The following is a 12,169-nucleotide window of genomic DNA, read 5'->3' on the forward strand; positions in this document are numbered from 1 at the left end:
ACGCGCGATCGATCCGGGTTCCGATCGGTGTCGTTCCGGCTCCCGCCGCCGTTCAATCGAGCGGAGCGTCCTCGTCGGCGAACCCCTCGGACCCATCCAATTCGGCTTTGACCACGGTAAACGCCACGGTATGCCCGTACCCGCGCCGGGCGAGCACACCGACCAGCCGCCGGATGGCCTTTTCCCTGTCCAGCCCCGCCGGAAGAGTCCGCAGCTTGCGCCGGACCAGTTCGGTGGCGCGCTCGTATTCGTCGTCGACGGTGACCGTCTCCAACGCGGCGGCGGAATCCTCCTGTGATACCCCTTTGCGCCGCAATTCCTGTTCGAGGGCACGGCGCCCCTTCCCGGAGAACCCGTGCCGCTGCTGCACCCATTGCCGCGCGAAATCGGCATCGTCGATCAGGCCGACCTCGGCCAGCCGGTCGAGTACCTGCTCGGTCACCTCGGGCGCGTGCCCCTTGGCGGAAAGCCGCTGCGCGAGTTCCGCCCGGCTGCGAGCACGTACCGCCAGTAACCGCAGGCACGCCTCTTTCGCCTGTTCGAGATTCTCCCGGGAGTCACTACCGCCGGTTTCGCGCGAACCGTCTCGCCGAGCGGACGGCGTCGGATCCGGACTTCCGGAGCCGACCAGACGAGCCCGCTGCGGATCGGGCTCGTCCGGCCGTGGACTCCGGGCGGAACCGGAAATACCGGCCGCCAGGAGTTGGTCGAGTCGGCGCCGGATCTGCTCCACCGGATCGGTGGATTCGGCAGGTGCCCCGGCCCGTTCGTCCACCGGATCAGAAATCGGCGGGGGTCTCGTCCGTCGCGGTCACATCCGCACCGATCCCCAGCTTTTCCTTGATCTTCTTCTCGACCTCGTCCCGGATATCGGTGTTCTCCAGCAGGAACTTCCGGGCGTTCTCTTTACCCTGCCCGAGCTGATCGCCTTCGTAGGTGTACCAGGAACCGGATTTACGAATGAATCCGTGCTCCACACCCATATCGATCAGCGAACCCTCCTTCGAAATTCCGTGGCCGTACAGAATATCGAATTCGGCCTGCTTGAACGGCGGCGAGACCTTGTTCTTCACGACCTTGACCCGGGTCCGGTTGCCCACCGCGTCGCTGCCGTCCTTCAGCGTTTCGATACGGCGCACATCGAGCCGCACGGACGCATAGAACTTGAGCGCCTTTCCGCCCGTGGTCGTTTCGGGGGAACCGAACATGACACCGATCTTCTCGCGCAGCTGGTTGATGAAGATCGCGGTGGTGCCGGAATTGTTCAGGGCGCTGGTCATCTTGCGCAGCGCCTGGCTCATCAGGCGGGCCTGCAGGCCGACGTGACTGTCACCCATTTCGCCTTCGATCTCGGCGCGGGGCACCAGGGCGGCCACCGAGTCGATGACGATGATGTCGATGGCACCGGAACGGACCAACATATCGGCGATCTCCAGGGCCTGTTCACCGGTATCCGGCTGGGAGACCAGCAGAGCGTCGGTATCGACACCGAGCTTGGCGGCGTAATCGGGATCGAGCGCGTGTTCGGCGTCGATGAAGGCTGCGACACCTCCGGCGGCCTGCGCATTGGCGACCGCATGCAGCGCGACCGTGGTCTTACCCGAAGATTCCGGGCCGTAGATCTCCACGACGCGGCCACGCGGCAGACCGCCGATACCCAATGCGACGTCGAGTGCGATGGAACCGGTCGGGATCACCGATACGGGCTGCCGAGCCTCTTCGCCGAGGCGCATCACCGCCCCCTTGCCGAAACTCTTCTCGACCTGCGCGAGTGCGAGTTCGAGCGCTTTGTCGCGGTCGTAGGGCTGTGGCGCCATCGTGACTCCCCTTTTCACCGGGTGGTAGGTAGGTGGTGTGGTTGGCGCCCACAGTAGAGGGCGGCACCGACAAGTTCCGGCATCAGCCTAGACGAACAGATGTTCGAGTCAAGCTACGGTTCCGCGCGTCGCGCGCGCCTTGCCGTCACCGGTTCACCACTGCGGGAGTTCGGTCCTATCCCCTTCCGGCCGGGGTCCGTGAATACGCCGCTGCGCCTGCGTGATGGGCACATCGTCGATACTCGCCTCCCGGCGCGCCATCAGGCCGTCCGGTGCGAACTCCCACTGTTCGTTGCCGTAGCTGCGCCACCACTGTCCGGCGTCATCGTGCCATTCGTACTGGAAACGTACGGCGATCCGATCGCCGGACCAGGCCCACAACTCCTTGCGCAGGGCATAGCCGTGCTCCTTCGCCCACTTCCGCGTCAGGAAATCGACCACGGCCGACCGGCCGACGAAATATTCGTCGCGGTTCCGCCACACCGTATCGACGGTGTAGGCGGCGGCGACGGTCTCGGGGTCCCGGGTGTTCCAGGCGTTCTCGGCCGCTCGCACCTTGGCCGCGGCGGTCACGGCATCGAACGGGGGCAGGGGTGGTCGCATTTGCGAGCGCCTCCTTTCAGGGATTGACGGGTGACAGTTCGGGCGGGCTCCAGCGCAATGGGCCCGAGGCGCGTTCGGCCACCTCGTGCACGGTGAACTCGACACCGGCCAATGCCGAACCGGCCGGGCCGTCCACCCACGACAATTCGGCCGTCCCGGTGAGCTGGAGCAGGCCGCCGGTATCCCAGTCCGGGACCAGCACACCACACCGGGGCTCCACCGCGAGGTTGCCGACGGTCATGAACATCGAGTTGCCGCGGTACTCCGGCCAGTACAGCCGGGTCGGTGAGCGCACCTCCAGGAAGCCGGGATCCCCACCCCGATGAGAGGCGTCGGCCCGGCCCGCCGCATCCGTACTGCCCACGAAGACGGCATCGGCCCTCGCAATCGCCGCCCGCTGCCGGGCGTCCAACTCCACACTCCGGCGAATGCCCGCCCCCGGTCCGGCCCGGAGATCGGCGGAGACGATACGGCGCCGGGATATATATTTGGGGCAGTTCGAATAGACCTGCTCCACCGTGACGCGCAACCGGTCACCGATACGCCGGGCCGTGCCGTTGGCACGCATCCGCCGCCGGCGGTCCGGTTCGATGGCGATCAGTCCGAGCTTCCACTGCCCGGTCGGCGCCGCCAGCGGATCCGCCGAATCCGGTACCGCCGCGATCTCGAACGTGCGCTCGTCGAGGACCTGCACGAAGCCGGGCGCTCCGGTCAGCTGAGTGACCCATGGGCGGCCCGTACCGTCCACGGCGGCGACCACGACCATCGGCTGCTCGGCCAGGAATCGTGCGGCAGCGTCGGGAATGGCGGCGCGGACCGTGCGGCCGACCTTCTCGGCGATACCCTGTTGCCCGGCCCGGCGCTGGACCGCCAGCTCACCGGCATGGAACACATTCATCGCACGGCCCGGCCGTTCAGAAGAAACCGCAGGTAGGCGCGGCACCGCTGGGGGCGGGCGCGGATTCGGCCCCGGACGGCGCGAATACTTCGAGCCGGATACCGTCCGGATCCGCGAAGAAGATACCGCCGGAATCCGCCCCCTCACCGTGCGCGACCACCCCGTCGTAGAGGAAGTTCACCGCGTGTTCGGTCAGCGCGGCCTCGACTCGGCGCACTTCGTCGAGGGAAGAGACCCGGAAGGAGAGATGGTGCAACCCGGGCCGGTCCACCGGGAACTCCCCCGCGCTCTGCTGCCACAGCGTGAGCACGAGCTCTCCCGCCGACCCGAGAAAGGCCCATCGCCGTTCGCCTTCGGCGCCGGTGGCGAGTTCTTCGAAGCCCAGGACGTCACGGTAGAAACGCGCCGATCGGTCCAATTCCGAGACATTCAGCCCGATATGGCCGGTGGCGAGCTGTGGGGCGACCGCTGTGGTCATGATCCATCCTCTCGTTCTAACTGTTCAAAGATTTTGAACAGTTAGAACGTAGCGTCCAGAGCCGCCTGCCGTCAACCGTCTAAATTGATTTAGACGGTTAGAATGGTTCGGACAGTCGGATACCGAACAGGAGACCGTTACCCTCAGTCATGCTCGATCCACGCCCCCACCTCGGTGAACCGCCGGCTCTGGACCTGCTGAACACGCGGTGGATGGAACACGGCCCGCGCGACCTGCTCACCGATGTGGCCGGTCTGCGGATCTGGCTGGCGTCGGCAGGATGGTCCGAGATTGCCCCGGCGGACGACAACACCCTGGCGGCCGTGCTCGCCACCCGGACCGCCGTGTACGACACGGTCGTCCACGGCACCCGGGACGCCCTCAACGAGGTCCTGAACCGCGGGCGGATCCGGCGCTCGCTCACCGAAACCGGACCGGCCGATATGCCGGAGGTCGCCGACCCGGCCTGGCTTCCGGGATGGCTGGCGGCCGACAATCTGCTGACCCTGCTGGCCGACGCCCCCGACCGTATCCGCCGCTGCGCCCACCCGGACTGCATCCTGTTCTTCTACGACACATCCAAGAACGGAACCCGCCGCTGGCATTCGATGACCACCTGCGGCAACCGCGCGAAAGCGGCGCGACATCACGCCCGCAGAACCTGAGCCGCGATCAGCGGGCCGGATTCACCACCGTGAACGGGGAACGTCGAATTCGGCGCACAGGGCGCGCCATACCTCGCGGGGATCGACACCGGCTTCGATGGCGGCGGCACCGGTCCGGCCGTCCAGCGCGAGGATCACGTGATCGTTGAGCAGAGTGTCGCCACGAGCCTCGCCGAATTCGGTGTGCATGAGTTCCTGGAATTCCGTCAACCGCACCGTGCACAAGTTACCCGCACCGCCGCCGCGGCCGCGGGGCGGTCAGTGCGTGCGCACCGAATCGAGCACCCGGTGGCAGATCCGTACCGGATCGGCCACCTCGGAGATCCCGGCGGCCGCCGCCCGGGCTGCCTCGGTGAAACCCGGTTCGGCAAGTACCCGCAGCACCGACTCGCGCACACTTTCCGCGGTGAGCGGCCGGACCAGCAGCGAAGAACCCTGGCGCTGTGCGCGATTGGCGAGCTCCCACTGGTCGCCACCGCCGGGCACGGTCACCACGGGCACCCCTGCGGACAGTGATTTCGCCAGCAGACCGTGCCCGCCGCCCCCGACCACCGCTGCGGCCCGGGCGAGCAGTTCGTCCTGCCGCCCGAGCCCCGCGGTGGCCCATTCCGGTAGCGATCGCGGCGGCTCGTCCAGCATGGAGATGGCTACCCGGACGCCGGTTCCGTCGAGGGCTTCGAGCACGGTCTCCGCCATTCCCGCCACCCCGGTATGCGCGGTCGACGGCGCCACGACCACCAGCGGCCCGTCCCCGGGCGGCAGTTCCAGCCGCTGTTCGGTGGGCTCCCACAGCAGCGGCCCGACCAGTTCGGCCGCCGCGGGCCAGTCCGGACGCGCAGCCTCCAGCGCGGGCAGGGTCGCGATCAGCCGAGCGGCCGGACCCGGGTCCGTCGCCGGCAGACCCACTCCCACCCGGGCGGCCTCCCGCTGCCGCAGCCCGGTCCGCACCGCGCGGGCAGTGAACATCCGCAACACCGAATCCCGGGCCCGCCCGCGCACCCCGATACCGGGAGCGAGCCCGCTCCCGATGGGCGGCAGACCTTTCGAGGGCAGGTAGAGCGGGTGCGGCGAAAGCTCGACCCAGGGCACCCGCAACCGCTCGGCGGCCAGACCACCGCCCGCGGTGAGCACATCCGACACCACCAGTTCCGGCAGCATCGCCCCGAGCTCGGGCAGGATCTCGGTCGAAATATAGGCGGCCCGTTGATGGATCCGGGCTCCGGCGTCGCCATCGTCGTCGGTCGGCCTGGGGGCCAGCCCCTTCAGCCGCCGAACTCCGATACCGGCCGCCCGCGCGGCCTCGAACCAGCGGGGCCCGGTGAAGAGAACAGGATCGTCGCCCGCGTCCCGGAAACGCAGGCACAGAGCGATAGCGGGAAACGCATGACCCGGATCGGGACCGGCGACAACAGCCACTCGCATCAGCTCAGCCTGCCACGCAATCCATCCGCAGCCACTGCCGGGGTCGACCCGCGGAGGCACTCCGCGCCCCACGGCCCGAAAGTCCGAGTGCCGCGGTTCCGCGACCGGGGCTCCCCACGAGAACCTCCTCTCCATGCGAACACCCACCGCGGTTCTGCCACGTGAGCGCAGGATACGAAAGGCGCGGCACCTACCGAGAACATGAGATCGCGGGTAGGTGAACATCGAGCACCGACCCGACAGGAGAACCCACCGGCTGTCGAGCATCGGCCCGCTTCCCGATCCGGCGGTCAGGTAGTGCCCACCGGAGTGAAGAACCGGGGTCGATAGGGCCCCGCCCGCCCCGCCGAAGGCGGGGCAAACAAACGCAGCTCAGCCCGCGAAGGTGAACAGTTCGAATCCGACCGCGCGTTCCGCGTCGAATCCGTCCAGTGGCCCCGTCGTCATCGTGACCACCGCGCGGACCTGGTCGGCCACCGGTTCCGGGCTCAGGACCTCGAGGTAGCGGCGGTGTTCGGCCAATGATGCTTCGGCCGCGGGGATATCGGCGGTCACGTCCACGGCATGGGTGGCGCCGATCGGGACGGCCACGGCCGCCCAGCGGGCGGACCAGAGTGGGAGGTCGGCGATTTCGGGGAATATCCATTCGTTACCGGCGTCGGAGACTGCGTCGAGGGCTGCCCGGCCGACGGCCCGGTGGTCGGCACTGTTGACGATGCCGGGCGCCCAGGTATCTCCGAAATGGCCGAGTACCACCAGGTCCGGGCGGTGGCGGCGGATGGCGGCGGCCAGGTCGCGGCGTAGCGCGGGGTTCGCTTCGATCCGGCCGTCGGGGTGGCCGAGGAATTCGATTTCGGTGACTCCGACGACTGCGGCCGAGGCGCGTTCCTCGGCTTCCCGCAGCGGCCGTGCTTCGGCGGGCGGCATCCCGGCGATTCCCGCTTCGCCGGAGGTCACCAGCACGTACCGGACGTCTTTGCCTTGGCCGGTCCAGCGGGCCACTGCGGCGGCGACCCCGTATTCGATGTCGTCTGGGTGGGCGACGATCACCACGGCGCGCTGCCAGTCTTCCGGAAGGTGCTGCATGGCGCTATTCAAGCATCGCCGTGTACCCGCCGGAGCAGAAAGGCCGGACGACGCTCCGGGGTGGGGGTCGTCCGGCCGCGTATTCGCGCGGAGGTCAGATCTTGGTGACCGTGTGGTCGTCGGATCCGGAGATCGCTTTGTAGAGCAGATACAGTCCGAACACCACAGCACTGATCACCAGGATCGGGAACAGACCTTTGATCAGTGCGCCGATCACCGCGAGCGCGATCCAGACGACGGCGACCACGCCGATGATCTTCCACAGCATTTTGTGCCTCCCAGCGGTTGTCTCCTGTTTCGAGCATGCCACCGACGGGTCGGGAAATCACCAGGTGAGAAGCAATATCCGGGGAAGATCAGGGTTGTCCCTGAGGGTCAGGGACGGGATCGGCGGGGCGGTACCTCCGCCAGGGGCGGCTGCCACGGGGCCCGGCCGGTGGCCGGTGACAGCAGGGATTCGGGGGCCCGGTCCGCCAGTTCGGTGAGCGCTTGTGCCCAGCCGTCCATCCGGTCGGCAGCATGGCGCAGGTCGGCGACGATACCGTCGAACGCGTAGCGGAGGGCGCCTGTTTCGTCGACCGCGAGAACTCGGGTGGCTGCCGCAACCACCTGCTCGTATTCGGTGACACCGCCGTCGAGCCGGGCGACGATGGATTCCAGGGTTTCGCGGAGCCGGTGGACGTCGGCCGCGTCGGCGATCTCGGAGGCGCCGCCGCTGAGCGTGCGGATCGCGCCTTCCATGGTGGCGATATCGGCGGCGAGTGCGGTGAGTGCGGCCGCGCCGGAACCGGCGGTGGCCATCAGATCCTCGAGTTCGTCGGCAGGCAGGCGCCGGGAGCGGGCGATCTGACCGGCGACTTCGTGCAGTGTTCGTTCGGCGCGGGCCAGCCGGCCCATCGCGGGGCGGGCCGCGGAGCGGGTAGTGGGGAGTTTGCGTGGAACGTAACCGGCCATCGGCAGCGGGATACGCCGCAACCGCAGATAGCGGCGGGTGCTCAGGGCGGCGCCGGTGACCAGAGCGACTGCTCCGCCGCCGAGGATCACGACCGCCCAGGCGGGAGCGGACAGGACCACGAGTCCGACGGCTCCGGCGGTGGTGAGACCGGAGGCTGTGCCGAGGCCGATACTGCGCCGCCGGGCGCGGCGGCGACGGCGGAGTTCGCGTTCGCGCGGATCGGCCCAGCGGCGTACCGCGACGAGCGCGTTCTCTCCGGCTTCACGCAGAGTATCGGCGACGTAGGCTGCCTGCGGCTGCAACTCCGACCAGGCACGGGTCGATTCCCGGGACCCGGTCGGGAATCGGGACCTTTCAGACTTCATTGCTGTCCTCGCCGAACTCGGTGGATCCGCTACTGCTGTGCGGTCTGTCCCTTGTCCATCTGTGGTTGTGGCTGTGCGGGTTCGGTCGTGGACTTTCCGGCGTCGATCGCGGAATTGGAGTTTCCGGCGGGCAGCGCGTCACCGCGCATGGAGGCACGGATCTGTTCGAGCCTGCTGTGCCCGGCCATCTGGACGCTGGCCTGCTGGACCTCGAGCATGCGCCCCTGGACGGTGTTCTGGGCGAGTTCGGCGGATCCGAGCGCGGTGGCGTAGCGGCGTTCGATCTTCTCCCGCACCGCGTCCAGGCTGGGGACGCTCCCGGGAGCGGACAGGGTGCTGTCCATCTGCTGCAGGGAGGCGCTGACCTGCTCCTGCATCTTGGCCTGTTCGAGCTGGCTGAGCAGTTTGGTGCGTTCGGCGACCTTCTGCTGCAGCAGCATCGCGTTCTGCTCCACCGCTTTCTTGGCCTGTGCGGCGGCCTGCAGCGATTGGTCGTGCAGCACTTTCAGATCCTCGACCGACTGTTCGGCGGTGACCAGCTGCGCGGCGAACGCTTCGGCGGCGTTGGTGTACTGGATCGCCTTCTCGGCGTCGCCCGCGGCATTGGCCTGGTCGGCGAGGACGACGGCCTGGCGGGCGTTGGCGTTGAGCTTCTCGACCTCGTCGAGCTGCCGGTTCAGTTTCATCTCCAGCTGACGCTGGTTTCCGATCACCGAGGCGGCCTGCTGGGACAGGGCCTGGTGCTGGCGCTGAGCCTCTTCGATAGCCTGCTGAATCTGGACCTTCGGATCCGCGTGCTCTTCGATCTTGGAGTCGAAGAGGGCCATCAGATATTTCCAGGCCTTCGTGAACGGATTAGCCATCGGTTGATCCCGCCTCCATCTGCTGTGCCGCCTGGGCGACTCGGAGTGCGCGACCGTCACGCACTCGATACATGCCTATCCTCCACCATGCGGTGCCGGGTACCGGCCACCGAACGACGCCGCGTCTCGCCGAGAGCGGCCCGCGCCGACGCATACATACGAATCTATCCGCTACCGTGCGCCGCGCGCATTGTCACGATCGGGTATACCGCCGCTATAACCGGTCAGGCGGCTTCGACCAGCACCAGCGGACCGTTGCTGGGCGCGGGGATGACGATCCGGGTTTCGCCGTCCACCTGCGTCCGGGTGCCGGTGGCGGCGGACGCCGTCGCGACTCCGGCCGCCGCGGGGACGGATTCGGCGGGCGGCTCGGCGGATTCCGCAACGGCGGCGGTCTCGGCCGGTGCGGTGGCCGGGGTGGCGCCCACGGGCAGGTCCTCGCCGGCGATCGCCGTACTCACATCCCACAGCACCCGCGACAGCGGGACGTCGAGCGCCTCGCAGATGGCGGCCAGCAATTCGCTGGACGCCTCTTTACGGCCACGCTCGACCTCGGAGAGGTAGCCCAGGCTCACCCGCGCCGAGGTGGATACTTCGCGCAGGGTCCGGCTCTGGGCGAGGCGCGCACGCCGCAGACTGTCCCCGATCGCTTCTCGCAGCAGCGTCATCGAGTTCTCCTTCTCCCGGTAGGCACTTCGCCCTCATATGCCGCAGCCCACGGCATGCACGCGGTTCTCTCTTCGCACAACGTCGGAACCGGCCCCGGGGGTTCCCGGGCCCGGCCGCGGAACTGCTCACCGGGTGGGTGATCCGCCCCGCACACACCGCAGCAGTTCCTCGATCGCTTCCAGTGTCGCTGTGAACCTGATATTCCACCGGTCGCCGGAGAGTTTCAACCGCATCACCTCGGTATGCCCCGGTCCGGCCAGTCCGAGGAAGACGGTGCCGACCTCGATTCCGTCCTGCGGATCGGGCCCGGCCACGCCGGTGAGCCCGATTCCCCAGTCGGCGCCGCAGCGGATCCGGGCACCGACCGCGAGTTGCTGGGCGGTGCTCGCGGCCACCGGCCCCTCGGCGGTGAGCACCTGTTCGTCCACCCCGGCGAGGCTGTGTTTGAGGTCCGTCGCGTACACCACCAGCCCGCCGCGCAGTACCGCACTGGCACCCGGGACCCCGGCGATCGTGGCCGATACCAGGCCCGCGGTGAGCGATTCGGCGGTGGCCACGGTCTGTCCGGCGGCGCGCAGGGTGGTGACCAGTTCGGTGGCGGTGCTCCCGGCGGTCAGTGGCCCGGTGTGCTCGGCAGTCATCCGCGGGTTCGGTGCGGTCCGGCCAGCCACAGCCGCGCAGCCTGGCCGACATAGTCGAGCCCCGTCACCACTGTCAGCACCAACGCGATCCACATCAGTGTCATTCCCGCGGTCGCGAAACCGCCGGACAGCGGCAGCAGCAGCACTCCGATGGCCACCGACTGGACGAGGGTTTTGAGTTTTCCGCCGCGTCCCGCCGGGATGACACCCCGCCGTACCACCGCCAGCCGCAGCAGGGTGACTCCGATCTCGCGCACGCAGATGACGATCGTCATCCACCACGGCAGATCGCCCAGTATCGAGAGTCCGATGAGCGCCGACCCGATGAGCGCCTTGTCGGCGATGGGGTCGGCAAGTTTGCCGAAATCGGTGACGAGACCGTATTTGCGGGCCAGCTGGCCGTCGAACCGGTCGGTGACCGCGGCCAGGGCGAACAGCACGGTCGCGGTGATCCGCCATCCGGTCTGGTGCCCGCCCGCGGCGAACAACGCCAGCACGAACAGCGGTACCAGCGCGATCCTGATCATGGTGAGAATATTGGCGATATTCAGCAGCGGGACCGCCGATTCGGCGGGTGCCGGAACCAGCCCGCCGCGCGGTGGCCCGGGCACAGCGAGGGGCCGGTCCATCTCCTCGGGGTGCACGCTCATGGCCGCCCTTGTGCCGCGGCGCCGGGACAGGCGCGCAGGGGCGAGCGGAAGGGCGGAGTCTGCGGCACACACTCAGACTATCGGTAGCCCGGCCGACTACTGTGCACCCCATGACCTCACGGGGACCACTGAGTGGTTCGACCAGCGACGCGCCCGGTACGCAGACCGCCACCGTGCGGGTGCGTCGCGCCCGCACCTCCGATGTCCCGGCGATCAAATCACTCGTCGATGTGTACGCGGGTCGCATTCTGCTGGAGAAGAACCTCGTCAACCTGTACGAATCGGTGCAGGAGTTCTGGGTGGCCGAACTCGGCGAGCGAGTGGTGGGCTGCGGCGCGCTGCACGTGCTGTGGGCCGATCTCGGTGAGGTGCGCACAGTGGCGGTACACCCGGAGGTCAAGGGTCAGGGTGTGGGCAAACTCATCGTGGAGCAACTGGTGGACGTGGCCCGGGAACTGGAGTTACGGCGGCTGTTCGTACTCACCTTCGAGGTCGACTTCTTCGCCCGGCACGGTTTCGCGGAGATCGAGGGCACCCCGGTGACCGCGGAGGTCTACGCGGAGATGTGCCGGTCCTACGACACCGGTGTGGCGGAGTTCCTGGACCTCAGCTATGTGAAACCGAACACGCTCGGCAACACCCGGATGCTGCTCACGCTGTGAGGTCACCCCACCGCCACTGCGGGCCGGCCTTTCCGCGACGGTTCCGCCGGCCTGGTGCGCGGGCCGCGCACTAGAGTCGACCGGTGCCTCTTTTCGCTGTTCACTACACCTATTCCGAAGCCACCGCCGCCGCCCGGGACGCCCATCGCCCGCGGCATCGCTCCTGGCTGGCCGAACGACTCGACGCGGGCGCCCTCGTCACCAGTGGTCCGTACCCGGACGGGTCCGGCGCCCTGCTGCTGTTCCGCGCGGACGACGCCGCGGCCCTGGCGGATCTGCTGGCGCAGGACCCGTTCGCTCAGGAGAAGCTGATCGACGACGTCCGGGCGGTCGAATGGCAGCCGGTGCTCGGCGTACTCGCCGACTGACGGCATCGCCGGGCCCGGGAGACCGGG

Annotated in this window: 17 protein-coding genes; 3 read left to right on the forward strand and 14 right to left on the reverse strand. The window is 68.3% G+C overall.

All coding sequences use genetic code 11. The annotated features are described in order from the left end of the window. Positions 1-52 precede the first annotated feature (52 nt). The 5 genes from recX to ACWCPQ_RS23950 all read right to left on the reverse strand — a co-directional run bounded on the left by recX (position 53) and on the right by ACWCPQ_RS23950 (position 3,796). Positions 53-631 carry a recombination regulator RecX gene (gene recX / locus ACWCPQ_RS23930; protein ID WP_449902660.1) on the reverse strand — a complete coding sequence of 193 codons (579 nt, stop codon included), beginning with the start codon at positions 629-631 and terminating at the stop codon, positions 53-55. A 148-nt stretch (positions 632-779) separates the two neighbouring features. Then, positions 780-1,817 carry a recombinase RecA gene (recA, locus tag ACWCPQ_RS23935; RefSeq protein ID WP_449902525.1) on the reverse strand — a complete coding sequence of 346 codons (1,038 nt, stop codon included), beginning with the start codon at positions 1,815-1,817 and terminating at the stop codon, positions 780-782. 153 nt (positions 1,818-1,970) lie between these two features. Then, positions 1,971-2,420, reverse strand: a complete 450-nt coding sequence (locus tag ACWCPQ_RS23940; protein WP_449902527.1) for a DUF1348 family protein — start codon at positions 2,418-2,420, stop codon at positions 1,971-1,973. Between the two features lie 16 nt (positions 2,421-2,436). Further along, on the reverse strand, positions 2,437-3,318 hold the full coding sequence (locus ACWCPQ_RS23945) for a pyridoxamine 5'-phosphate oxidase family protein (RefSeq protein WP_449902530.1): 882 nt from the start codon (positions 3,316-3,318) through the stop codon (positions 2,437-2,439). Positions 3,319-3,334: 16 nt separating this feature from the next. Then, positions 3,335-3,796 (reverse strand): VOC family protein, encoded by a 462-nt coding sequence (locus tag ACWCPQ_RS23950; RefSeq protein ID WP_449902532.1) that lies wholly within the window; start codon positions 3,794-3,796, stop codon positions 3,335-3,337. A gap of 149 nt (positions 3,797-3,945) precedes the next feature. Here ACWCPQ_RS23950 and ACWCPQ_RS23955 point away from each other — a divergent pair, with 149 nt between their 5' ends. Beyond that, complete coding sequence (locus ACWCPQ_RS23955; RefSeq protein ID WP_449902535.1) at positions 3,946-4,461, forward strand: CGNR zinc finger domain-containing protein; 516 nt, start codon at positions 3,946-3,948, stop codon at positions 4,459-4,461. Positions 4,462-4,482: 21 nt separating this feature from the next. Here the strand turns inward: ACWCPQ_RS23955 and ACWCPQ_RS23960 are convergent, their stop codons facing one another. The 9 genes from ACWCPQ_RS23960 to pgsA form a co-directional block, all read right to left on the reverse strand. Continuing rightward, entirely contained in the window at positions 4,483-4,677 is a 195-nt protein-coding gene (locus ACWCPQ_RS23960) for a DUF3046 domain-containing protein (protein WP_449902537.1), read from the reverse strand. Between the two features lie 42 nt (positions 4,678-4,719). Then, the gene (locus ACWCPQ_RS23965) at positions 4,720-5,883 is read right to left on the reverse strand and encodes a glycosyltransferase (RefSeq protein ID WP_449902539.1); all 1,164 of its coding nucleotides are present in this window, start codon (positions 5,881-5,883) and stop codon (positions 4,720-4,722) included. Positions 5,884-6,255: 372 nt separating this feature from the next. Further along, a complete protein-coding gene (locus ACWCPQ_RS23970) occupies positions 6,256-6,969 on the reverse strand; it encodes a PIG-L deacetylase family protein (RefSeq protein WP_449902541.1) in 714 nt (237 codons plus the stop codon). A gap of 94 nt (positions 6,970-7,063) precedes the next feature. Continuing rightward, positions 7,064-7,237, reverse strand: coding sequence for a hypothetical protein (locus tag ACWCPQ_RS23975; RefSeq protein WP_449902544.1), 174 nt, complete (start codon positions 7,235-7,237; stop codon positions 7,064-7,066). Positions 7,238-7,344: 107 nt separating this feature from the next. Further along, entirely contained in the window at positions 7,345-8,289 is a 945-nt protein-coding gene (pspM, locus tag ACWCPQ_RS23980; protein ID WP_449902546.1) for a phage shock envelope stress response protein PspM, read from the reverse strand. 29 nt (positions 8,290-8,318) lie between these two features. Next, entirely contained in the window at positions 8,319-9,152 is an 834-nt protein-coding gene (locus ACWCPQ_RS23985; RefSeq protein ID WP_449902548.1) for a PspA/IM30 family protein, read from the reverse strand. 224 nt (positions 9,153-9,376) lie between these two features. Continuing rightward, positions 9,377-9,820: a helix-turn-helix domain-containing protein gene (locus tag ACWCPQ_RS23990; protein ID WP_449902550.1), complete on the reverse strand. Its 444-nt coding sequence runs from the start codon at positions 9,818-9,820 to the stop codon at positions 9,377-9,379. Between the two features lie 126 nt (positions 9,821-9,946). Continuing rightward, positions 9,947-10,462: a CinA family protein gene (locus ACWCPQ_RS23995; RefSeq protein ID WP_449902552.1), complete on the reverse strand. Its 516-nt coding sequence runs from the start codon at positions 10,460-10,462 to the stop codon at positions 9,947-9,949. Beyond that, positions 10,459-11,091 carry a CDP-diacylglycerol--glycerol-3-phosphate 3-phosphatidyltransferase gene (gene pgsA, locus ACWCPQ_RS24000; RefSeq protein ID WP_449902662.1) on the reverse strand — a complete coding sequence of 211 codons (633 nt, stop codon included), beginning with the start codon at positions 11,089-11,091 and terminating at the stop codon, positions 10,459-10,461. The genes ACWCPQ_RS23995 and pgsA overlap by 4 nt, the downstream gene beginning before the upstream one ends. A 131-nt stretch (positions 11,092-11,222) precedes the next feature. On the opposite strand from pgsA, the gene ACWCPQ_RS24005 reads away from it, so the two are divergent. Together ACWCPQ_RS24005 and ACWCPQ_RS24010 are read left to right on the forward strand one after the other, a co-directional pair. After that, the gene (locus ACWCPQ_RS24005; RefSeq protein ID WP_449902555.1) at positions 11,223-11,774 is read left to right on the forward strand and encodes an amino-acid N-acetyltransferase; all 552 of its coding nucleotides are present in this window, start codon (positions 11,223-11,225) and stop codon (positions 11,772-11,774) included. Positions 11,775-11,857: 83 nt separating this feature from the next. Next, positions 11,858-12,142: a YciI family protein gene (locus ACWCPQ_RS24010; protein ID WP_449902557.1), complete on the forward strand. Its 285-nt coding sequence runs from the start codon at positions 11,858-11,860 to the stop codon at positions 12,140-12,142. Positions 12,143-12,169: the final 27 nt, after the last annotated feature.

Source organism: Nocardia sp. NPDC001965 (assembly GCF_053594175.1).